This window comes from Arthrobacter sp. T2-23 (assembly GCF_055398325.1).
Map to the genome: position 1 here is coordinate 3,130,580 of NZ_AP027917.1, position 22,957 is coordinate 3,153,536.

Annotated in this window: 17 protein-coding genes and 1 pseudogene; 13 read left to right on the top strand and 5 right to left on the bottom strand. The window is 68.3% G+C overall.

Annotated elements, in window-relative coordinates; genetic code table 11:
* Positions 1 to 10 precede the first annotated feature (10 nt).
* Positions 11 to 228, bottom strand: a pseudogene (locus ACZ5Z0_RS14640) (DUF58 domain-containing protein); the annotation flags it as partial.
* A gap of 215 nt (positions 229 to 443) precedes the next feature.
* On the opposite strand from ACZ5Z0_RS14640, the gene mtrA reads away from it, so the two are divergent.
* The 7 genes from mtrA (at position 444) to secA (ending at position 10,848) form a co-directional block, all read left to right on the top strand.
* Positions 444 to 1,118 (top strand): MtrAB system response regulator MtrA, encoded by a 675-nt coding sequence (gene mtrA / locus ACZ5Z0_RS14645; protein WP_290255690.1) that lies wholly within the window; start codon positions 444 to 446, stop codon positions 1,116 to 1,118.
* Positions 1,119 to 1,275: 157 nt separating this feature from the next.
* Entirely contained in the window at positions 1,276 to 3,045 is a 1,770-nt protein-coding gene (gene mtrB / locus ACZ5Z0_RS14650; RefSeq protein ID WP_464110798.1) for an MtrAB system histidine kinase MtrB, read from the top strand.
* Complete coding sequence (locus ACZ5Z0_RS14655; protein ID WP_464109051.1) at positions 3,042 to 4,760, top strand: LpqB family beta-propeller domain-containing protein; 1,719 nt, start codon at positions 3,042 to 3,044, stop codon at positions 4,758 to 4,760. Before mtrB ends, ACZ5Z0_RS14655 begins: the two co-directional genes overlap by 4 nt.
* Positions 4,761 to 4,864: 104 nt before the next feature.
* Positions 4,865 to 5,896: a ComF family protein gene (locus ACZ5Z0_RS14660; RefSeq protein WP_464109052.1), complete on the top strand. Its 1,032-nt coding sequence runs from the start codon at positions 4,865 to 4,867 to the stop codon at positions 5,894 to 5,896.
* A gap of 143 nt (positions 5,897 to 6,039) precedes the next feature.
* The gene (hpf, locus tag ACZ5Z0_RS14665; protein WP_138768814.1) at positions 6,040 to 6,759 is read left to right on the top strand and encodes a ribosome hibernation-promoting factor, HPF/YfiA family; all 720 of its coding nucleotides are present in this window, start codon (positions 6,040 to 6,042) and stop codon (positions 6,757 to 6,759) included.
* 30 nt (positions 6,760 to 6,789) lie between these two features.
* Complete coding sequence (locus ACZ5Z0_RS14670) at positions 6,790 to 8,028, top strand: winged helix-turn-helix domain-containing protein (protein WP_464109053.1); 1,239 nt, start codon at positions 6,790 to 6,792, stop codon at positions 8,026 to 8,028.
* Positions 8,029 to 8,112: 84 nt separating this feature from the next.
* On the top strand, positions 8,113 to 10,848 hold the full coding sequence (secA, locus tag ACZ5Z0_RS14675; RefSeq protein ID WP_464109054.1) for a preprotein translocase subunit SecA: 2,736 nt from the start codon (positions 8,113 to 8,115) through the stop codon (positions 10,846 to 10,848).
* Positions 10,849 to 10,959: 111 nt separating this feature from the next.
* On the opposite strand, the gene ACZ5Z0_RS14680 is transcribed toward secA, so the two are convergent.
* Positions 10,960 to 11,430 (bottom strand): Rv3235 family protein, encoded by a 471-nt coding sequence (locus tag ACZ5Z0_RS14680; RefSeq protein ID WP_138768817.1) that lies wholly within the window; start codon positions 11,428 to 11,430, stop codon positions 10,960 to 10,962.
* 45 nt (positions 11,431 to 11,475) lie between these two features.
* Entirely contained in the window at positions 11,476 to 12,294 is an 819-nt protein-coding gene (locus ACZ5Z0_RS14685; RefSeq protein WP_464109055.1) for a LysM peptidoglycan-binding domain-containing protein, read from the bottom strand.
* Positions 12,295 to 12,477: 183 nt separating this feature from the next.
* Here ACZ5Z0_RS14685 and ACZ5Z0_RS14690 point away from each other — a divergent pair, with 183 nt between their 5' ends.
* On the top strand, positions 12,478 to 13,056 hold the full coding sequence (locus ACZ5Z0_RS14690; RefSeq protein WP_138768819.1) for a hypothetical protein: 579 nt from the start codon (positions 12,478 to 12,480) through the stop codon (positions 13,054 to 13,056).
* A gap of 39 nt (positions 13,057 to 13,095) precedes the next feature.
* Here ACZ5Z0_RS14690 and ACZ5Z0_RS14695 read toward each other — a convergent pair whose 3' ends face one another.
* Positions 13,096 to 13,311 carry a helix-turn-helix domain-containing protein gene (locus ACZ5Z0_RS14695; protein WP_138768820.1) on the bottom strand — a complete coding sequence of 72 codons (216 nt, stop codon included), beginning with the start codon at positions 13,309 to 13,311 and terminating at the stop codon, positions 13,096 to 13,098.
* Positions 13,312 to 13,464: 153 nt separating this feature from the next.
* Between ACZ5Z0_RS14695 and ACZ5Z0_RS14700 the strand changes: the two genes are divergently transcribed.
* From ACZ5Z0_RS14700 to ACZ5Z0_RS14715, 4 genes are read left to right on the top strand one after another with little or no spacing between them, the layout of a single operon-like run.
* A complete protein-coding gene (locus tag ACZ5Z0_RS14700) occupies positions 13,465 to 14,106 on the top strand; it encodes a CpaB family protein (RefSeq protein WP_464109056.1) in 642 nt (213 codons plus the stop codon).
* On the top strand, positions 14,106 to 15,437 hold the full coding sequence (locus tag ACZ5Z0_RS14705) for an AAA family ATPase (protein ID WP_464109057.1): 1,332 nt from the start codon (positions 14,106 to 14,108) through the stop codon (positions 15,435 to 15,437). The genes ACZ5Z0_RS14700 and ACZ5Z0_RS14705 overlap by 1 nt, the downstream gene beginning before the upstream one ends.
* Before the next feature lie 58 nt (positions 15,438 to 15,495).
* Complete coding sequence (locus ACZ5Z0_RS14710; RefSeq protein ID WP_464109058.1) at positions 15,496 to 20,361, top strand: NAD-glutamate dehydrogenase; 4,866 nt, start codon at positions 15,496 to 15,498, stop codon at positions 20,359 to 20,361.
* 35 nt (positions 20,362 to 20,396) lie between these two features.
* Positions 20,397 to 21,866, top strand: a complete 1,470-nt coding sequence (locus ACZ5Z0_RS14715; RefSeq protein WP_464109059.1) for a sensor histidine kinase — start codon at positions 20,397 to 20,399, stop codon at positions 21,864 to 21,866.
* 96 nt (positions 21,867 to 21,962) lie between these two features.
* Here the strand turns inward: ACZ5Z0_RS14715 and ACZ5Z0_RS14720 are convergent, their stop codons facing one another.
* On the bottom strand, positions 21,963 to 22,211 hold the full coding sequence (locus tag ACZ5Z0_RS14720) for a WhiB family transcriptional regulator (RefSeq protein ID WP_003804966.1): 249 nt from the start codon (positions 22,209 to 22,211) through the stop codon (positions 21,963 to 21,965).
* 239 nt (positions 22,212 to 22,450) lie between these two features.
* Between ACZ5Z0_RS14720 and ACZ5Z0_RS14725 the strand changes: the two genes are divergently transcribed.
* Entirely contained in the window at positions 22,451 to 22,954 is a 504-nt protein-coding gene (locus tag ACZ5Z0_RS14725) for a hypothetical protein (RefSeq protein WP_464109060.1), read from the top strand.
* The last annotated feature ends 3 nt before the right edge of the window (positions 22,955 to 22,957 follow it).

The following is a 22,957-nucleotide window of genomic DNA, read 5'->3' on the forward strand; positions in this document are numbered from 1 at the left end:
CTCCTTCGGTTCACAGCCGTCCTGCGGCCTTCAAACGAATGTACGCGTCCGCGAGCGCCGGCGGCAGCTGCGAGGGTTCGGCGTCCACCATTTCGACCCCGCCTGGCGCAGTTGGGCGCTGACTGCCTCGCGTTCGAGCAGGGCGCGTTCGGCGGCCGCGGCGCGGAACACGCCGGTGGCACTTGAGCGCTCCCACTGCATCCCGCCGAGCATGAGCGGTGCGCGGAGACGGAACGGATCTCGGCCGGGATCTGCGGGCCTAGCTTGCCCCAGCCTATAGTTTCGCGCCCCGGCCGCAAGCACCCGGGCCAGTTCGGGCGTCCAGCACGGCGGGCAGTTTCCGCCGCAGGCGGCCGGGTCGCGGCACGTCGTGCGGCCGCGCGCGCCATGCCGGGGACTGCCGGAATACGACAAAGCCATTTCAATAGGGGAATATGTAATCTATGAAGGCACGGATTTTGGTAGTGGACGATGACGAGGCGCTGGCCGAGATGATCGGTATTGTGCTGCGCAACGACGGCTTCGACCCCGTCTTTTGCGCGGACGGCGGCCAGGCCCTCGAGGTCTTCCGCTCCGCCAAGCCCGATCTCGTGCTGCTGGACCTGATGCTTCCGGGCATCGACGGCATCGAGGTGTGCCGGCAGATCCGGGCCGAGTCCGATGTTCCGATCGTGATGCTGACGGCGAAAGCCGACACCTCCGACGTCGTCCGCGGCCTGGAGTCCGGCGCCGATGATTACGTCCCCAAGCCCTTCAAGCCCGCCGAACTTGTGGCGCGGGTCCGGGCGCGGCTGCGTCCCGGCGACCAGAAAGCCCCCGAGACGCTGCGCATCGCGGACGTCACCATCGACGTCGCCGGCCACGTCGTCAGCCGCAACAGCGAGCGGATTTCGCTGACCCCGCTGGAATTCGACCTGCTGGTCGCCCTGGCCCGCAAACCATGGCAGGTCTTCACCCGCGAACTGCTCCTGGAACAGGTCTGGGGCTACCGGCACGCGGCGGACACCCGCCTGGTCAACGTCCACGTCCAGCGCCTGCGCTCGAAGATCGAACGCGATCCCGAAGCCCCTGAAGTTGTATTGACGGTCCGTGGTGTCGGATACAAAGCAGGTTCCTGAGCCGGCGGACGGCAACCCGGGGCAAGCCCCGGAGCGTGGGTCAGCGCCGGAGACCGAGTCAGCGCCGGAGCCAACTGCGGCCCGGCCCGGCCCGGAAAGTGAAAGTGCGGCCCCGCCGTCGCCGTCCCATGGCCAGTCCCCGCTCTTCCGGGCCGGCATCTGGGCCCGCCGCGCCCGGATCGTAACTGCCAGGGTGGCGCGGCTGGTGCGCACCGGGGCGTCCAAGGTGTTGCCCGGGACCCGGTACCTGCTGCGCGCCCTGCACCGGCGCTGGCGGCGCTCGCTGCAGTTCCGCACCGTGCTGACCACCCTCCTGCTGGCGGTGGGCTCGTTCGCCGTCGTAGGCGCTTACCTCTCGAACCAGATCGCCAATAACCTCTTCCAGGAACGGCTGGCGCAGGCGGAGTCCGAGACCCGCTACAACGTCAAGCAGGTCCAGGACACTTTCGACGGCGCGCAGGTCACCGACCAGTCGAGCGTCATCACCCTCGTCTACGACACCCTGAACGCCGTCGAAGGCCGCGGCTCGGTGATCCAGCGCCGCTACGTCTTCGAGGCCATGCCCGAACAGACCAAACCGCGCAACCGCTGGGTCGAATCGCGGGCCTCCGACCAGCTCACCATCAGCGTGATCCCGCCCGAGCTGCGCAAAGCGGTGCAGGACTCCGGCAAGGACCAGTTCTGGGCCTCCACGGAGTTCCCCGTGGGCACCGAGGACCGCCCCGGCATCGCCGTCGGGAACAAGGTGACGTTCAACGGCACGGTCTACGAGCTCTACCTCATCTATGACCTGAACACCGCGCAGAAGACGCTCGACGAGATCCAGAACGTGCTGCTGGCCGGCGCCGCCGCCCTGGCGCTCATGGTCGGCGCGGTCGCCTGGTACGTCACCCGCAACGTGGTCAGCCCGGTCAGCCATGCCGCCCTCGTCTCCGAGAAGCTCGCTGCCGGCCAGCTGCAGGAACGCATGGTGGTCAAGGGCGAGGACGAAGTGGCCCGGCTGGGTGCCTCCTTCAACCACATGGCCGCCAGCCTGCAGGAGCAGATCACGCAGCTGGCCACCCTGTCCCAGATGCAGCAGCGCTTTGTCTCCGACGTCTCGCATGAGCTCCGGACGCCGCTGACCACGGTGCGGATGGCCGCCGAGGTGCTGTACGACGCCCGCGACGAGTTCGACCCGGTCAACAAGCGTTCCGCCGAGCTGCTGTACCACCAGGTGGAGCGCTTCCAGTCGCTGTTGGCCGACCTCCTGGAGATTTCCCGGTTCGACGCCGGTGTGGCCATGCTCGACGCCGAACCCACCGACATCGTCCAGCTCATCGCCCACGTGATGGAGGGGGTGGCTCCGGTGGCCGCCGAATACGGCTCGGAGGTGACGCTCAATGCCCCCAAAGGCACCATTGTGGTCGAGATGGATGACCGGAGGATCGACCGGATCCTGCGCAACCTGGTCCTGAACGCCCTGGAGCACGGGGAAGGCAAGCCGGTGAACATTTCCGTGGCCGCCAACGACACCGCGGTAGCCGTGGCCGTGCGGGACCACGGAATCGGCATGACCTCCGCGGAAGCCGCCCGCGTGTTCGACCGGTTCTGGCGGGCCGACCCCGCCCGGGCCCGCACCACCGGCGGCAGCGGCCTGGGACTCTCCATTGCGACCGAGGACACCAAGCTGCACAACGGCTGGCTGCAGGCCTGGGGGAAGAAGGGGAGCGGGTCCAACTTCCGCCTCACGTTGCCGCTGCGCCAGGGCGAAGCGATCGCCAAATCCCCGCTCCAGCTCGAACCTGCCGACGTCGGGATCACCAGCGGCCCGGGCAGGGCGATGATGCTGCTGGAGGCGGCCGCCACCGTGCCCCGCCCGGCTGCCGGCCCCGGGGCAGCGGGATTCAACGGAACAGGATTTAACGGAACAGGGGAACAGCCATGAGAGGTGCCCGTACGCTCACCGGCCTCGCCGCGGCACTGCTGGCGCTGGTCCTCGTGGTGCTGACGTCCTGCGCGCAGATCCCGCGTTCCGGCCCGGTAGGGAAGAGCACCGATGAGAGTGCCGGAAAACCGAACAACGCCCCGGTCTTCTTCCCCGTGGCTCCGCGGGCCGGCGCCGGCCCGGAGTCGGTGATCGAGGACTTCTATCTCGCGGGCAGCGGCTACGAGGACGATTACGCCGTGGCGCGTCAGTACCTCACCCAGGCCGCCTCGGTGAGGTGGAAGCCGGACAAGCGGGTGCTGGTCTTCCGCTCCGCCCGCGTGGTGGGCACCGCCGTCGAAAACGTCTTCAACTACGAGCTTGACCTGGCCTACTCGGTGGACGCCGACGGCATCGCTACGCAGCTGCCCGAAGGCTCCAAGGAGCGCATTCCCGCGACCCTGACCAAGGTGGACGGCGAGTGGAGGATCGCCGAAATCCCTGACGGCACGGCCATCCCAGAGGAGACCTTCAAGGTAATTTACGGTTCTTATCCCATCTACTTCTACGACCCCACGTTCACCTATGCGGTCCCGGATGTGCGCTGGTTCATCAAGAAAAAGACCGTCAAGGCCATGGCCAGCGCCCTGCTCGGCGGCCCCGCCCCCTATCTGAAGGGCGCCGTCGTCAGCGCGTTCCCCTCGGGCATGAAGCTGGCGCGCGAATCGGTTCCCGTGGTGTCAGGGGCGGCCCAGGTGGATCTTTCGGCTAAGGACCTCGTGGAGACCTCCAACGAAGATCGGCTGCGGATGCAGACCCAGCTGGCCCTGACCTTCCGCAGCCAGCCCGATGTGATCAACGTGGAGCTGCGGGCGAACCAGGACCTGGTGCGGGTCGAGGACAACGGCTCCGTGCTGCCGCCCGTGCGGGACAAGGACGTACCCGCGCGCCAGATAGCGGTCAGCAACAATGATCTGGTCCGCCTAGAGAACAACAAGGTGGGCCCTCTCCCGGACATCCTGTCCGTGAGCGCGCTGTCCCCGCGGCTGCCGGCCGAATCCCCGGTCTCGCAGACCGCGGCCTTCCTCAACCCCGGACGCACCACGCTGTATTCGATCGTCCCGGGCCAGCCCGCGCGAACCCTCACTACGAGGGCCAGCCTGTCCCGGCCGTCTTTCGACCGGTACGACTGGATCTGGGCGGCCGGCCCGGGCGGCAACGGGGCCACCGAGGTCCTGGCCTACCGGACGGCGGGGATCGCCGAAGGTGCGAACGTCCCCGGCGTGACCCTCACCCCGGCCTGGCTGGCCGGACGGAAGGTCAAGGAGTTCCGGATTTCCCGCGAAGGCACGCGGGCGCTGGTGATCTCGGAGCTCAACGGTAAGACCAGTGTCCAGGTCACCGGGATCATCCGCACCGGCGACGGCACGCCGCGGGACCTCACCGCACCGATCACCCTCCAGACGGTCCACGACCCCGACCAGGGCGTCTGGGTCAACGACACCACCGTTGCCGTGATGAAGGGGTCCGCGAGCGAGAACGTCACTCCGGAACTGGTGTCCCTGACCTCCGCGGCGCCGCAGCCGCTGGCGCCCTGGCCGGGGCTTACCGCGCTGAGCGCGGGCAACGGACCGGCCGAGATTTTCGGCCAGTCAGCCGAAGGCGTCTTCCAGCGGCTCGGCAACGGCTGGTCACCGCAGATCAAGGGCGTTATCGATCCGTCCTTCGTGGGCTGACCCGGTCAGCCGCCGCGTCGACCCGGCGGCTGACCACATAATGGCTGTCCACATAGCGGCGGGGCGGGCTTCCGCGCCGGCACCGCTGCGGCCAGCCTTGAGGAGTGACCATACAACAACGCCGGTCCCGCGCCGGACCGGGAAACCCAATCCCCGGCCCCGACCAGGCCCCTGTCCCCGGACCGGTCCCCGAAGCTGACCTCGAACCAGGCCTCGACCCTGACCTCGCTCCGCCGACGGCGGCGGGTCACCGCGGGGGCTACCGCCGCTGGCCGGCGCGGATCGGTGACCGGGCAGCCGCAGCCGCCGCGGAACTCCTGGCGCTCGTGGTCCCGGTGGAATGCGTCTGCTGCGGCGCCGAGGACAGGACCCTCTGCGTCGCCTGCGCCCGCCGGGTCCGGCTGCTCACCCGCCGCCCGTTCCGGGCCGAGGGGAGGGCGCCGGCCCTGGTGGACATGGACGGCTCGGTCCTGCTCCCGGTCGTGGCTGCCGGCGTCTACCGGCGCGAGCTGGCGCAGACCGTGCTGTCTTTCAAGCGGCGCGGCCAGCGGCAGCTGGGCGAGGAGCTGGCCAGGGCACTCGCCCGGGCCGTCGGCGCGGCGGTGGCCCCCGTGGACGGAGTCCTGCTGGTCCCGGTCCCCACCAGTGGCACGGCGTTTCGACGCCGAGGCTTCAGTCCCGTCCATGTGCTCCTCGCCAGGGCCCGGCGAAGCCCGGCCCTGGAAGGCGCCACCGTCGCCGACGTGCTCCGCAAGACCAAGCCCGCACCGACCGGCCTACGGACGGCCAGCGCCGCCATCCGGGCGGCCGGCCCGCCAGGCTGGCCCGGCGGGCAGAAGGGCCTGGGCCGCTCGGCCCGGGCCGGACGGGTGCGCGGCTCCATGCGGGTCGCGGCCGGCTTCGGTCAGCCGGGGCTTGCCGGGCGGCCCTGTGTTGTCGTGGACGATGTGCTCACCACGGGGGCCACCCTGGCCGAAGCGGCCCGTTCCTTGCGTGCCGCGGGAGGTGTTGTCCGGGGCGCGGTGGTGCTCGCGGCGACACGCCCGCCGGCCCAGAACGACTTTGCCGCGGCAAACCCCGCGCTGGCGCGGAACACCGGTGACGAGGAAAAAAATAAACCAAAAAAGGATGAATAACAGGGGCCCATGAACTAACGTCGAAGATGGGTACCAAGAACAGATGTACCTGTCGATAGCGGCTCGGAAAGGGGCTCGACTGTCAGTCAGATCAGCCCCCGGACGTGCCGCCGTCGTGTCACCGAAGTCATTTGGAGGGCACCATGGAGTTCATGATCAGCGGTCGTAATTTGACGGTTTCGGACCGGTTTCGCGAATACGCCGACGAAAAGATCTCAAAGATCGCGTCACTGGGGGACAAGGTCCAGAGGGTGGACGCAAAGGTTTCCAAGGAGACCAAAGCCCGTCAGACCGCAGAACTGCTCACGGTTGAGCTGACCGTCCTGGGGCGAGGCCCCGTGATCCGCGCCGAAGCGAGCGCCGCAGACAAATTCGCCGCCTTCGATCTTGCCTACAACAAGCTTCTTGAACGGCTGCGCCGGGCCAAGGACCGCAAGAAGGTCCACCACGGCCGGCACACACCGAAGTCCGTCACCGAGGCGACGGCAACCCTGGAACCCGCCAGTACCCAGGAACCCATTTACGAGGAGGCGAGCCATCCGCCGCAGGCCCGGCCGGAGGAGAAGTCGCCCTACGAGGTGGAGAACGACATCCCGGCTGGGGACTCGCCGGTTTTGATCCGGCGGAAAGTCTTTCCCGCGGCCTCCCTCTCGCTCGACGACGCCGTCGACAACATGGAACTCGTAGGCCACGACTTCTACCTGTTCGTGGACAAGGACACGAAGGCCCCGTCGGTCGTCTACCGCCGTGAAGGCTGGACCTACGGCGTGATCAGCCTGGACCAGACCTGCGAGCCGGGCGAGGCTCCGTTGGAAGAGAAGATCATCGCTTATCGTTCAGAGGATGAGCCCGCCAGCGCCTAAAGCTGGCGACCATCCAACGAAGGGAATGATGTGCCCGCATCGCTGAGCCTCAAGCAGGCGCGGCGGATCGCACTGGCAGCCCAGGGATTGGACAAGGTCCGGCCCGCCGCACCCGTGAGCGCACGGGCGGTGGGCCGTACCTTTGCCCGCCTGCACCTGGTCCAGATCGATTCCGTCAACGTGCTCTCGCGCAGCCACTACCTGCCGTTCTTCTCCAGGCTGGGGAACTACGACCGGTCCATCCTGCACCGCATGGCGGGGACACACCCCCGCCGGATGATGGAGTACTGGGCCCACGAGGCCAGTTTCATCCGGCCCGAGCATTTCCGGGACCTCGTCCAGTGGCAAAGCCGCAAGTGGGTCGGCGCGCACGACATGGACCCGGAGCTGCGCGGCGAGGTGGCGCAGCGGGTGCTGGCTGCACTGAGCGCGGGCCCGCCGCTGACCGCAGCCGAACTAACAGCCAGGCTGGGCCACATCGAGGACCGCTCGAAGGACAACTGGGGGTGGAACTGGAACGCGGTCAAGCGGGTCCTGGAACACCTCTTTGAAGAAGGGCTCGTCTCGGCCGCGTCCCGGACGGAATCCTTTGAACGCCGCTATACCCTGACCGCCAGGATCCTGGCCGCCGCGCCGCCCGGGGCGGCAGCGCCCGGTGAGGCAGGTGCGCCGGATGCCGCGGCCGCCATGGTCCGGCTGATCGACGCCGCGGCGCAGGCCCACGGGATCGGCACACTGCGGTGCTTCGCGGATTACTTCAGGACCCCGCAGCGCGCCGCCGCCATCGCGGTGGAGCAACTCGTGGACGCCGGCCGGCTGGAGCCGGTCACCGTGGCAGGCTGGAACAGGCCGCTCTACCGTCACGCCGACGCCGTGCTGCCGCGCGCCGCCACCGGCCGTGCGCTGCTGAGCCCGTTCGATTCCCTGGTCTTCGAACGCCGCAGGCTGGAGGAACTCTTCGGCTTCCACTACCGGATCGAGATCTATACCCCGGAAGCCAAACGCCGCTACGGTTACTACGTGCTGCCCTTCCTGCTGCGCGACGGGATCGTGGCCCGCGTCGACCTGAAAGCGGACCGTGCAAGCGGCAGCCTGCTCGCCCGGGCCAGCCACGCCGAGCCCGGCGCGCCCGCGGACACCGCCGTCGAACTCGCCGAAGAACTGCAGCTCATGGCAGAGTGGTTGGAGCTGGACCGGATCGTAGTCGCCCCCGTGGGGGACCTGGCGCCCGCCCTCGGGCAGGCCGTGGCCGGCCTGCATCCGCTCTGAGGGAACAGGCGCGTTCCGCCCTGCGTCTCTCCCGTAGACTAAACACGCCGGAATTCGGCAGCTTGAGACTGGGAGCAATTTCACGTGGCATCACTTATTGAAAAACTTCTCCGCACGGGTGACAAAAAGACCCTGCGGCAACTGCGGAACTATGCCGATTCCATCAATGCCCTGGAAAGCTCCTTCCAGACCTTCACCGACGCCGAACTGCGTGAAGAGACGGACCGGCTGCGTGCCCGCCACGGCGACGGCGAGAAGCTGGACGACCTGCTGCCCGAGGCCTTCGCGGCCGTCCGTGAGGCCTCCTCGCGCACCCTCGGGATGCGCCACTTCGACGTCCAGTTGATGGGCGGCGCCGCCCTGCACCTGGGCAACATCGCCGAAATGAAGACCGGTGAAGGCAAGACCCTCGTGGCCACCGCTCCGGCCTACCTCAATGCGCTCGCCGGCAAGGGCGTGCACGTCATCACCGTGAACGACTACCTCGCCGAATACCAGTCGGACCTGATGGGCCGCGTCTACCGCTTCCTGGGCCTGAGCAGCGGCTGCATCCTGTCCAACCAGGACCCGGCCGTCCGCCGCGAACAGTACGCCTCGGACATCACCTACGGCACCAACAACGAATTCGGCTTCGACTACCTGCGCGACAACATGGCGTGGGACAAGTCTGAGCTGGTCCAGCGCGGCCACCACTTCGCTATCGTCGATGAAGTGGACTCCATCCTCATCGATGAGGCCCGCACTCCGCTGATCATCTCAGGACCGGCCCAGGGGGACACCAACCGCTGGTACAGCGAGTTCGCCAAGGTGGTGCTGCGGCTGCAGCCGGAAACCGACTACGAAGTCGATGAGAAGAAGCGCACCGTCGGTGTCCTCGAGGCCGGCATCGAAAAGGTCGAGGATTACCTCGGCATCCACAACCTCTACGAGTCGGCCAACACCCCGCTGATTGGCTTCCTGAACAACGCCATCAAGGCCAAGGAACTCTTCAAGCGGGACAAGGACTACGTCATCCTCGACGGCGAAGTGCTGATCGTGGACGAGCACACCGGCCGCATCCTCGCCGGCCGGCGCTACAACGAGGGCATGCACCAGGCGATCGAAGCCAAAGAAGGCGTCGAGATCAAGGCCGAGAACCAGACCCTCGCCACGGTCACCCTGCAGAACTACTTCCGCATGTACGACAAGCTCGCGGGCATGACCGGTACCGCCGAAACCGAAGCGGCCGAGTTCATGAGCACCTACAAGCTCGGCGTCGTCGCGATCCCCACAAACCGGGACATGCAGCGCATCGACCAGCCGGACCTCGTCTACAAGAACGAGGCCGTCAAGTTCGACGCCGTGGTCCGGGACATCGCCGAGCGGCACGAAAAGGGCCAGCCGGTCCTGGTCGGCACCACCAGCGTGGAAAAGAGCGAGTACCTGTCCCGGCTGCTGGCCAAGGAAGGCATCCGCCACGAGGTCCTGAACGCCAAGAACCACGCCCGTGAAGCGTCCATCGTGGCGCAGGCCGGGCGCAAGGGAGCCGTGACAGTCGCGACCAACATGGCCGGCCGCGGTACCGACATCATGCTCGGCGGCAACGCCGAATTCACCGCCGTGGCCGAACTGGCCAAGCGCGGACTGGACCCGGAGGAAAACTCCGAGGAGTACGAAGCCGCGTGGCCCGCCGCGTTCGAGGCCGCCAAGCAGTCCGTCAAGGATGAGCACGAGGAAGTCCTGAACCTCGGGGGCCTATATGTGCTTGGCACCGAGCGGCACGAGTCCCGCCGGATCGACAACCAGCTGCGCGGCCGCTCCGGCCGCCAGGGCGACCCGGGCGAATCCCGCTTCTACCTGTCGCTGACCGATGACCTGATGCGGCTGTTCAACTCCGGCGCTGCCGAGCGGCTCATGAACAGCTCGGTGCCCGACGACGTCGCCCTCGAATCGAAGCTCGTGTCGCGCGCCATCGCCTCGGCCCAGGGCCAGGTGGAAGGCCGCAACGCCGAACAGCGCAAGAACGTCCTGAAGTACGACGACGTCCTGAACCGCCAGCGCGAAGCCATCTACGGGGACCGCCGCCGCATCCTCGAGGGCGATGACCTGCACGAGAAGGTCCAGTACTTCCTTGAGGACACGATCACCGCGTTTATCGACGAGGCCACGGCCGAGGGGACGGGCGACGACTGGGACTTCAACCTGCTGTGGTCCAACCTGAAGACCCTGTACCCGGTCAGCTTCACCCCCCGCGACGTGATCGACGAGGCTGGCGGCAAGTCGCGGATTACCGTCGACTTCCTCAAGGAAGAGATCCTCTCCGATGCCCGCCTGGTCTACCAGGCCCGCGAAGAGCTGATCGGCTCCGAGAGCATGCGCGAACTCGAACGGCGAGTGGTCCTCTCCGTGATCGGCCGCAAGTGGCAGGAACACCTCTACGAGATGGACTACCTCAAGGAGGGCATCGGCCTGCGGGCGATGGCCCAGCGCGATCCCCTGGTCGAGTACCAGCGCGAGGGTTTCATCATGTTCCAGGCCATGATGGAGGCAATCCGGGAGGAGAGCGTCGGCTTCCTGTTCAACCTGGACGTCGAGGTGACCCCGGCGCAGGACGTCGTGGTGGCCGACGCCGAGGGCCAGCACACGGAACACCGCGACCTGGAAGTCCACGCTGCCGGCCTGGACGCTCCGGAGAAGCCTGCCCAGCTGCAGTACACGGCACCCGGCGAGGACGGGGCTGCCCAGACCCGCGTCGAGACGAAATCCTCCGGACGCTCCGGCAACCCGGCGAAGGCGGCGCAGGAGTCGCCGCGCCGAGCCAGCAAGAAGAAGCGCCGGTAGGAGAGATCCGCCGCAGGGCATCAGGCAAGCAGTCACAGTGCAGGGCCGGAACGAAAGTTCCGGCCCTGCACTTCTTAACGCCGTCATCCTTTCCCGTTCAGGCTCTGGGACTCAGCCGATCTCAAGCACGGTGACCCGCCACACCAGCCGGCTCCGCTCCAGCCGCAGCGCAACGGCACGGACGCGCAGTTCATCCGACACGACGGCGCTGGCCTCGTAGACGTCACCGGATACCCGGCACGCGCGGACCGAACGGACAGCCGGATTCCGGTGCAGCCGGCCCGCCGTCGGGGAGGTGCCCGAGGCGACCCTGCGGGTCAGTGCGGCCCGGTGCTGCAGCGCGGCCAGGCAGCGCTCATCAAGCCGGCGGGCGAGCTGCTGGGCGGGCCGGGTGCCGGCGAGGACTTCGATGGCAGCCTGCACGGTAGAGCGGGAAATGGCGCACACCTCGCGGTGCTCGTCTACCAGCCGCAGGACCGGCGCGGGGCCGCGGGCCGCGGGGCGGAGCCCGACGCGGTGATCCGGCGGTGCCGGCGGGAGGGGAACCGCGTTGCCTGTGCGGATGCCGGTGAGGGGGCTCATGGGGATTCCTTTGCTGTCGTCGGGCGGGTGTGCGGTTGGAGTGGTTCAGAGATTGGCGGGCAGCCTGAGGACCTGCCCGGGAAGCAGCAGTCCGGGATCGCCGCCGATGACGTCGCGGTTGGCCTGGTACAACCGGGGCCACGCCAGGGCGATGTCGACGTCGGATGCCAGCGGACCCAGCTCCGCCGCGCAGATGCTCCACAGCGAATCACCGGTCCGGACAGTCACCTCCGAGGTGCCTGCCGCCGGTTCCTGCGCGGGCACCGGCAACGGCGGCTGGCCTGGATCCTGCGCCCGCAGCTGCCGGGCCGCGAGGGTGTACGGATCCACCGGCGGCGGAACCGGCGTCCAGTGCGGGTCGAGGCCAAGGCTGCCTGGACCGGAGGAGGGTGCGGCGGGCTCCGGGGCTTGGGTGCCGGCGGGCACCCAGGCCGCGGCCACGGCGGGTGGGGGATCCATGCCCGGTCCAGCGGCAACCGGAGCCGCGTGGGCCAACGGTGCCGTCACGAGCTGAAGTCCGAGGGCGGCCAGCGCCAGCCGGCGCATAAACGCGGGGCTGAATTTCCCGGCCGCCGCCGCGGCCCGCAGGCGGCCGCAGCGTTCGAGCAGCGCGGCCGCGAAGGCGATGACGAAGGACAGGGCCCACCAGACGACCACGATCAAGCCGAAGGTGTTGGCGGCTACGCCGATGTGGTCCTCGAACGAGAGGGACTGGCGCCGCGCCGCGGAGGCATTGAGCCGCTGCACGAGCCCGGCCCCCGTCCCGGCCAGGAAGCCTCCCAGAAGCAGGATGACGGACGCCATGGCCGCGTCGGCGCCCAGACCCCGCCCGGGGACGACGCGGGAAGAATCCTTGCTAGCCACAACTGCCTCCTTCGCGGGACCTGGCCCGCTCATTGTGCCGCTCATTGCCGGACAGGACTTTGATATTGTTTGATCAATTTTGATGCGATTAAGCACAGTTTGATCGCGCGAGATAAAGTTTGTCTAGGGGGTGGCCTTAGGCTGTGGATTGACCGCCGTCGGGGGTCCGCCTACGCTGGCGCCATGCGGTGGGATGCCCTGTTTGCAGACCTGGAGGCGCAACTTGCCGCCGGCGAACGCCTGGACCTGGATACGGAAATCGACGAGCGGGCGCGCGTGGACGCGGCGGCGGTCGAACTGGCGGACCGGCTGCGCGGCTCAGTGGGGCTTCGGATCGGCGTCCATCTCGGGTCCGGAACGGTCTACGAAGGGGCGCTGAGCCATGTCGGCAGCCAGTGGCTGGTCCTGAATGAGGAGCGGCACCAGGTCTTGATTCCCTATGCCTCTGCAGCCCGGTACTCGGGGCTGTCCAGGCTGGCGGTGGCCGCGGGGCCGGCAGTCCGGCAGCGGCTTGGCTTAGCCAGTGCGCTGCGCGGGCTGGCCCGGGACCGCGCCAGCCTGACGGTGCTGGTGTCCCGGGCAACAGCGGGGGAGTCCGTGCTGCACGGAGTGATTGACAGGGTCGGACGCGATTTCCTTGACCTGGCCATCACCCGGCCCGGCGAGGAGCGACGCGCGGCAAACGTCAGCGGTGCGGCCACCATACCGTTTGGCGCCTTGGCCGCGCTGCGGTCGGTCCGCGTCGCCGGCCAGCCGGGTTAGCGCCTGCGGGCGGGACGCGGGGCGCCGGCCCGCGCGGACTCAGCTGCCCTTGGCCTTGGCCTCGTCGATCATGCGGCTTGCTTCGGCGTAGCGCTCCTGGATGTACTGCTCAAGCATGGTCTCTTCGACCCGCCACTGGCCGCGACCGCCCACCTGGATGGCCTTCAGCTGTCCGCTGCGGACCAGGGCATAGGCGGCGGGCGAGTTGATCTGGAGCTGCTCGGCAACGTCCGCGAGGGTCAGGAATCGGGGCATGGCACCATTTTGCCACCGGTAGCACGCTTTGGGGCCGTTATCCACAGTTTGCTGCGGTTTGCCCCGGGATCTTCCCGCCGGGCCATCAATTCGTGAGAATAAGGGTGTCCGGCGCCAGGAGCCCGGGCTGCGACTACAGGGGGAGCAGGACGCATGAGTGAGAGCACGGTACCCGGCGGCGCCCGGTTAAAAAGGCCTTCGTGGAAGGATCCCCGACTCCTCGTCGGCCTCCTGCTCGTCCTGGCCTCCGTCGCTGGCGTCGTCTCGCTCGTGGCGGCGGCCGACCAGACTACGGAAGCCTATGCGGCCAGCAGTCCGATTGCGGTCGGCGAGAAGCTGACCACCGACAAGCTGCACCTGGTCAAGGTCCGCCTGGGCGACGTCGAACAGCAGTACCTCACCCCGGAGTCCGGCGTGCCCGACGGCCTGGTCGCCGTCCAGCGCATCGGCAAGGACCAGCTGCTCCCGCGCGAAAGCCTTGGCCGGCTGGACGCCCTGGACCGCAAACCGGTCGCGGTCACGATCGACGAAGCCCTGCCCCCGCAGGCGGTGGCCGGCTCACGCGTGGACGTCTGGGTGGCCCTGCCGGACGCGCGCAACGGATTCAGCGAACCCACCCTGCTGCTCCCGGGGGCCGAGATCGCCCAGCTCACCCCGGGCAGCACCGCCCTCGGGGCGCAGCGCTCCACCGTCGTCATGGTCCTCGTCCCGGACGGGCAGATGCCGAAACTGCTCGGGGCGCAGGCCAACAAGGCGAAGATCTCGGTGGTCTGGAATCCGGGCGGCGCAGCCTGATGGGCATCCCGGTGGTGACCGTGGGACGGACCCTGGACGACCTGGTCGGCGGGCTGGAGCGGCTGCACGGGCCGGTGTCGGTGGTCCGGCGCTGTGCTGAACTCGCCGAACTGCTCGCAGCCTGCCAGACGGGGCTGGCGCGGGCCGCCGTCGTCGCGGACGGCAGCGGGGAACTGACCGCCTCGCTGGTGGACCGCTTGTCTGCCGTGGGCGTCGCCGTGGTGGCCCTGAGCGACAGCCCGGAGGAAACGGCCAGGCTGCAGGGGATCGGCGTGACCGTGGAGGGGTCCGCGGTGGAGGCCGAGGCGCTCGCCGCCCTGATCGCCGGCGCCGTGGCACAGCTCTCGACGCCGGGGCCCGGCCCGGCGGCCAACGCCTTCGCAGACCATGCCACGGCGATTCGCCCCCCGGACGGCGGGCCCGGCACCGCGCCCAGTGCCGGCGCCGCACAGAGCCGGCCGGGGGAGCCGGGCACGGGTCGCATCATCGCCGTCTGGGGCCCTGCCGGCGCGCCGGGCCGGACCCTGGTGGCCGCCAACATCGCCGGGGAACTGGCGGCCGAGGGCAAATCGGTGTTGCTGGTCGACGCCGACAGCTACGGGGCCAGCGTGGCCGCCGTGCTGGGGCTGCTGGACGAGGCGGCCGGGCTCGCGCAGGCCTGCCGGCTGGCGGACCAGGGTGTGCTCGACGGCCCGGCCCTGCTTCGGATCGCCGCGCCGGTGGCAACCCGCGCCGGATCGTTCCGCGTCCTCACCGGCATCACCCGCGCCGACCGCTGGACCGAACTTCGTGCCGCGGCACTCTCGCTCGTCTACCAGCGGGCCCGGGAGGTCGCCGAGGTCACGGTGATCGACGTCGGCTTCTGCCTGGAAGCCGACGAGGAGCTCAGCTTCGATTCGATGGCGCCGCGCCGGAACGCCGCTACCCTACGGAGCCTGGAACTGGCCGACACCGTCTATGCCGTCGGCGCCGCCGACCCGGTCGGAGTGCCGCGGCTGGTCCGCGCCCTGGCCGAACTCGACGCCGCCGTTCCGCAAGCGTCGCCGCGCGTGGTGCTGAACAAGGTGAGGGCCTCCGCCGTCGGACGCCTGCCGGAGCGCCAGCTCCGCGACGCCTGGTCACGTTACGGCCCCGCGACCCCGCTGGAAGCGTTCCTCCCGGCCGATCCGGCGGCCTGCGATGCCGCCCTCCTGGCCGGTTCGCTGCTGCTCGAAAGTGCCCCCGACTCGGCCCTCCGCAAGGCCCTTGCCGCGCTGGTTTGTGCACCTGTCCAGCGAAATCGCAAATCCTCTGTTCTTTCTTCCACAGCAAAGCGGCGGACGAAAGACTAGGCTCGCCATGAGGGCTGCAACGGTGCGGCCATGAACTTTTTGATGGAGGCGTTTGTCGATGTCGTCTGGGTCCAGCGTGGAGGATCAACCCGTTTCGATCGGTGCCGGTGAAGGGTACTTCGGGGACTACTACGAACATCTCGCCGAGGAGGATGCTCGCGCCTACGGCGAGGACGTCCTGACCGCGCGGTCGCAGGCGCACCTGGCCACGGCCGCCACCCGGCAGCCCGGCGTGGCGAACATTGTGATCGCAGACGAGGCCGAGTCGAGCGTCGTCTACATCGTCACCGACGACATGCCGTTCCTGGTGGACTCCGTCAACGCCGAGCTCGTCCGGCAGAAGTCCCCGATCCACCTTGTGATCCACCCCCTCTTTGTCGTGACCCGCAACCGCGACAGCGGCAAGCTGGTCAAGGTCGCACGGGTTCCCTCGCACCTGGGTATCTCCAGCGGCGACACGGCGGCGATGCCCAACCTGTCGCACCTGATCGCCCAGGGCGACAACGCCTCGCATATGGAATCGTGGATCGCCGTCGAAATCGACCGGGTCGACGACTCCAAACGCCAGCAGCTGATCGAAGGCCTCTCCCGGGTACTGGGCGACGTCCGGGCGGCGGTCGAGGACTGGCCGAAGATGCGCCACAAGGCCCATGAGGTCTCCGACGATCTTGACCACCTGGCCAACGCCGCCCAGATCGCCGAAATCCGCCAGGCCCAGGACCTGCTGCGCTGGCTCGACGACGGGAACTTCACCTTCCTCGGCTACCGCGAATACGACCTGCGGAACGAATCCGGCGAGGATGTGCTGGAACTCCGGGAAGACAGCGGCCTCGGCCTGTTGCGCGACGGCGGCGACACCCGCCACCAGATCCAGCACCTGACCGAGACGGGCCGCAAGAAGGCGCGCGAAAAGAGCGCCCTGGTCATCACCAAGGCCAACTCCCGCTCCACGGTGCACCGCTCGGCCTACCTGGACTACATCGGCGTCAAGAGCTTCGATGCCGCCGGCAACGTCAACGGCGAACGGCGCTTCATCGGCCTGTTCGCCACCACCGCCTACGCCGCCTCGGTCCGCGACATCCCGGTGGTGCGCGAGAAGGTCGACGCCGTGCTGCGCGACGCAGGGTTCCCGCCCGACTCCCACTCCGGCAAGGACCTGCTCGGCATCCTAGAAACGTACCCGCGGGATGAGCTCTTCCAGATCGAAATCCCCGATCTGGCCGCCATTTCCACCGGCATTCAGCGGCTGCAGGAACGCCGCCGGACCCGGCTGTTCCTCCGCCCGGATATCTACGGCCGTTTCATGTCCGCGCTCGTCTACCTGCCCCGCGACCGGTACACCACCAACGTCCGGCTGCGCATCGAGCAGGAACTGCGGGAAACCTTCAACGCGGTCTCGATCGACTATGAGGCACGGATGACCGAATCCGCCCTCGCCCGGCTCTTCTTCCGGATCCGGCTGCCCAAGGACGCCGACGTCAGCCACGTCAACAGCGACGAGTTGGAGAAGCGCCTGGTCCGGGCCGCCCGGTCCTGGAGCGAAGGCATCGCCGAGGTGCTCCGCGCCCGGGCCGCCGCCGACGGGGAGAACGGCGCCAAGGAGCTCGCCGCCGAGTGGGCCGAAGCGTTCCCCGCCAGCTACCGCGTGGACTACGAAGTCGAGGACGCCCTCGAGGACATCGCACGCTTCGAGAAGTACGGCGCAGCCGCGGAGCGTGCCGGCGAGGCCCTCGCGGAGCGCCCCGGCGTGCACGTCTACCTGCCCGAGGGCGCAGGCGCCACGCTGGAGGAAGACGCCCGCGTCAAGCTCTACATGCTCGAGCCCAAGAGCCTGAGCCAGATCCTGCCGTACTTCCATAACCTCGGCCTCGAGGTCCTGGACGAACGCCCCTTCGAGATCGAGACCGCCGGCCACCGCGACTTCTTCCTCTACGACCTCGGCCTGAAGTACCCGGCCGGGGTGGACCCGGTCAGCACCGGCGCCCTGCTGGGCGAGTCGTTCGGCGCGGCCGTCTCCGGCGCGGTGGAATCGGACAGCTTCGACCGGCTGGTGTTGCGTGAGGGCATGCCCTGGCGCCAGGTGGTCGTGCTCCGTGCCTACGCCAAGTACATGCGCCAGATGGGCAACACCAACTCCTTCGAGTTCATGGCCGACACGCTGCTGGCGAACCCGGACGTGACCCGCGGGCTGAACGCGCTCTTCGCCGCCCGCTTCGACCCCGCGCTGGCCGCCGCGGAACGCGAACAGCGCCAGGACAGCGTCCGCGCCAGCCTGGATACCGCGATCGAACAAGTCGCCACGCTCGACGCCGACCGGGTGCTGCGCACCTTCAAGAACCTGATCCAGGCCACGCTCCGGACCAACTTCTACCAGAACAAAACGCACGTCAGCTTCAAGCTGGATCCCTCCGGCATCGATGGCCTGCCGTTCCCGCGCCCCATGTTCGAGATCTGGGTCTACTCGCCCCGGGTCGAGGGCGTGCACCTGCGCTTCGGCAAGGTGGCCCGCGGCGGGCTCCGCTGGTCGGACCGCCGGGAGGATTTCCGCACCGAAATCCTGGGCCTGGTCAAGGCCCAGACCGTCAAGAACGCCGTGATCGTGCCCACCGGCGCCAAGGGCGGCTTCTACGCGAAGCAGCTTCCGGATCCCGCGGCGGACCGCGCCGCCTGGATGGCCGAGGGCGTGGAGAGCTACAAGACGTTCATCCGCGGCCTGCTCGACATCACCGACAACCTCGTCACCACGCCGGACGGCGAAACCCTGGTGCCGCCCGCCGACGTCGTCCGGCACGACGACGACGATTCCTACCTCGTCGTCGCGGCGGACAAGGGAACGGCCTCGTTCTCCGACATCGCCAACGGCCTCGCCGCCGAATACGGCTTCTGGCTCGGCGACGCGTTCGCCTCCGGCGGCTCCGTCGGCTACGACCACAAGGCCATGGGCATCACCGCCCGCGGCGCGTGGGAATCCGTCAAACGCCACTTCAGCGAGCTGGACCTGGACACCCAGGCCGAGCCGTTCACCGTCGTCGGCGTCGGCGACATGTCCGGGGACGTCTTCGGCAACGGCATGCTGCTCTCGCGGCACATCCGGCTGCTCGCAGCCTTCGACCACAGGCACATCTTCCTGGATCCGAACCCGGATGAGGCGGCCTCCTTCGCGGAGCGTCAGCGGCTCTTCGAACTGCCCCGCTCCTCGTGGGACGACTACAACAAGTCGCTGATCAGCGAAGGCGGCGGAGTGTTCCCCCGCCAGGCCAAGTCCATTCCGGTATCGACGCAGGTCCAGGCCGCCCTCGGCCTGCCGGAGGGGACCACCCGGCTCAGCCCGCCGGAACTGCTCCGTGCGATCCTGCTGGCCCCCGCCGACCTGCTCTACAACGGCGGCATCGGCACCTACGTCAAGGCTTCCACCGAGACCAACGCCCAGGTCGGGGACAAGGCCAACGACGCCATCCGCGTCGACGGCCGCGAGCTGCGCGTGAAGGTGGTCGGCGAAGGCGGAAACCTCGGCATGACCCAGCGCGGGCGTATCGAGGCCGCGCTGCAGGGCGTCATCCTTAACACGGACGCCATCGACAACTCGGCAGGCGTGGACTGTTCCGACCACGAGGTCAACATCAAGATCTTCGTGGACCGGATGGTGGCCGCCGGCAAACTCGATCCGGCCGAACGCGCCGAGTTCCTCTCCTCGATGACCGAGGAAGTCGGCCGCCTGGTGCTCGAGGACAACATCGACCAGAACATCCTGCTGCTCAACGACCGGATGCGGGTTTCCGAGTGGAGCCCCAGCTACGAGCGGCTGATGGACTGGCTGGAGAAATCCGCCGACCTCAAGCGCGAGCTGGAGGCGCTGCCGACCACCGAGACGCTGCGCGAGCGCCTCGAGCAGGGCCAGGGCCTGACCTCGCCGGAGCTCTCCGTGCTGGCCGCCTACGCCAAGATCGAACTCGCCTCGGCGCTGCGCGACAGCGACCTCGCGGAGGACCCGTGGTTCCGCGAGACCCTGCGCGCCTACTTCCCGAAGCAGCTGCGGGAACGCTTCGACGCCGAACTGGACAGCCACCCGCTGCGCCGGGAAATCATCGCGACCGTGGTCGCGAACGACATGATCAACATGGGCGGCATCACCTTCGCCTTCCGCGCCATGGAGGAGACGTCGGCCACCGAGGCTGCCGTCGCCAAGGCGTTCGTGGCCCTCCGCGAGGTCTACGAATTGGACATCATGGTCGCCGAGCTCAACGAGCTGCCGGCGTCGTTCCCGACCGAACACTGGAGCACGGTCCACCTGGACATCCGCCGGCTGCTGGACCGTGCGGTGCGGTGGGTCCTGAGCCAGGGCAACGCCGCGCGGCCGATCGCCGAGATCGTGGCCGAATTCAAGCCGCTGATGGACCCGATGCGGGCACGGCTGCTGGACTACCTGCGCGGCGATGACCGCGAGCGGGTGGCGCAGTGGCTCGAGAAAGCCCGCAGTTGGGAGCTGCCCGAGGACCTGGCGCACCGCTGGGCGGAGCTGTTTGAGAGCTTCGTGCTGCTGGACATCGCCAAGATCGTGCACGTCAGCCCCGAGCCGGTGGAGAACATCGCGCACGTCTACTACACGGTCTTCAACCGGTTCCACGCCGATTCGCTGCTCGAACGCATCACGAAGCTGCCGAGGAAGGACCGCTGGCAGGCCCTGGCACGCGCGGCCCTGCGCGACGACCTGTACTCGACCGTCTCTGACATGACGACGGCGGTCCTGGAGGCGACCCCGTCGGATATGCCCGCGGAGGAACGGCTGGTGGCCTGGGAAAGCCAGAACGTCGAGCAGTTGGGCCGGGCCAAGAGCATGTTTGACGAGGTGAACGCTCTCGAGGCCGATGACATGGCCTCACTCTCGGTAGCATTGAGGCTCTTGAGGTCAATCGTCCGACGCTAGGGTCTGCCGGCCCCCGCGTCGCAAATGGAGGTGCTGTGGCAATCTTTACGGACCCTATCAGGGAGCATGCTGATTTCGGGCCGGGGGATGCCGAGTGGCTGCACCTGCTCGTGGGGGACTGGCAGATGGTCGCCGATCTGGCGTTTGCCGACCTCGCCCTGTGGTTCCCGCACCCCGAGCTCGGCTATGTGGCGCTGGCGCACGTCCGCCCCTCCACCACGCACACGGTGTTCCACGCCGACTTCGTGGGGGAGGGGATCCGTTCGGACCTGAAACGGCTCGTCGACAAGGCCTGGGAGAGCCGCACGATCGAACGCTCCAACGAGACCAATTGGAGCAGCGACACGGCGATGCGGGTCGAAGCCGTGCCGATGGTGCGCAACGGCCGGACGCTGGCGATCGTGACCTCGCACATGGACCTCTCCAGCTCACGGATGCCCTCCCGGCTGGAACTGACCTACCGGCAATGCGCCTACGACCTGCTACGCATGGGCACCCTTGGCCTCTGGCCGGACTTTGCCTCGCCCACCGGATCGCGCCGCGGCGCGCCGCGCGTCGGGGACGGCCTGATCCGGCTCGACGCCGAGGGAATCGTGCAATACGCGAGCCCGAACGGTGTGTCCGCCTTCCGCCGGCTCGGCGACGGCGAGTCCCTCGAGGGCCGGTCGCTGGCCGAGGTCACCGCGGGCCTGCTGCGGGACCGGCGGATGGTGGACGAGACCCTGCCGCTTGTGGTCACCGGACGCATGCCGTGGCGCAGCGAAATCGAGTCCCGCGGTGTGAGCCTGTCGCTGCGGGCGATCCCGCTGCGCGACGAACAACAGCGTTTCGGGGCGCTCGTGCTGTGCCGCGACGTCTCGGAACTGCGGCGGCGGGAGATGGAGCTCGTCACTAAGGACGCCACCATCCGCGAGATCCACCACCGCGTCAAGAACAACCTGCAGACCGTGGCGGCGCTGTTGCGCATGCAGTCCCGCCGGATGGTCAGCGACGAGGCCAAACAGGGGCTCGAACAGGCCATGCGCCGGGTCGCCACTATCGCCCTGGTCCACGAAACCCTTTCCCAGGGCCTGACCCAGAGCGTCGACTTCGACGAGCTGATCGGACGCCAGTTCCGACTCTCCGCCGAGGTCGCCTCGCCCTCGCAGCAGGTGAAGACCCAGCGGTCCGGGCTGTTCGGGGAGCTGCCCAGCGACTTCGCCACACCGCTGGCCCTGGTGATCAACGAACTCGTGACCAACGCCGTCGAACACGGGCTCGAGGGCCGGGCCGGAACCGTCTGGCTGCTGGCCGACCGCTCCGAAAGCGAGGACGGGGACGAACTGTTGACCGTGACCGTCGCGGACGACGGCGTCGGCCTCCCGGCCGGGTCCTACACGGAAGGCCTGGGGTTGCAGATCGTGCGCACCCTCGTCACGAGCGAACTCGGCGGGAGCATCCAGTGGAAGCCGCGGGAGGGCGGGGGAACCGCGGTGCAGGTAGTCCTGAGCCTCGCGCCGCGCTGAGCCAGCGCGAGCTGCCGCGCAGCTCGCGCTTAACAGGAAATGGCCCCGGACCAATCGGTCCGAGGCCATTTTTGCCTGTCGCCCGGAGGCGGAAAATCAGGAAGCGCGGCGGGCGCGGGCCGCGCGGCGCTTGAGAGCTCGGCGTTCGTCCTCGCTCATGCCGCCCCACACGCCTGCGTCCTGGCCGGACTCGAGGGCCCACTGGAGGCAGGTATCCACGACGGGGCAGCGCCGGCAGACACTCTTGGCTTCCTCGATCTGCAGGAGAGCCGGCCCGGTGTTTCCGACGGGGAAGAACAGCTCCGGGTCCTTGTCAAGGCACGCTGCGCGGTTACGCCAATCCATGCTGATCAGTAACTCCATTCCTGGGAATTCGTTAAATGCCTCTTGTGAAATTATTCACTAGAGGCTTCATAAGAAAAGGGCCCTGTGGGCCCCCTCGGTCATCTGGATTAAGCGTGTCATGTTAACGCTGTGTAAACAAGGGGTATTTGCGTTACAAATGCCGCCAAATCGTGAGCGATGCATCACATTGACTGGCGGAGCCCCCACTTCTGTTCGACTATGTCCGGTAGTGTGCCAGTGTGTCAAGACCCCCTGAGAACCCCGCCGATCCCGCCGAGAACGAGGCCGGTAACAACGCCGGTGAACAGGCCAGTACCCAGGCCGTCGCTCCCGGGCCGGGTCCCCAGGCCAGGCCCGCCGGAATCACCGTGATTGCGATCGTCGCCGCCCTAGAGGCAACAGCGCTGCTGGTGGCAGCTTGCTGGTATGGATTCCAGCTGCTGACCGGGGCGCCCGTGCTGTCGTTCTGGGGCGCGGTCTTTACCCTGGGCCTGCTCCTGGCTTTTTCGGCGGGGCTTTTCGCCGTGGGACACTTCCTGTTCCGCGGGTACCGCTGGCCACGGGCCGGTGCCCTGGTGGCGCAGCTGTTTATGCTGACCATCGGCTTTCCCACCCTGACCGGGGGCTACCCCATCGCCGGGCTGGCGATGCTGCTGCCTGCCGCCGTCGCCATCGTGTTGTTGTTCGACAGGCGCGTCATCGCCTTCGGGTCCCGGGCGGGCGGGGCACCCCCCGCCCTGTAGGGA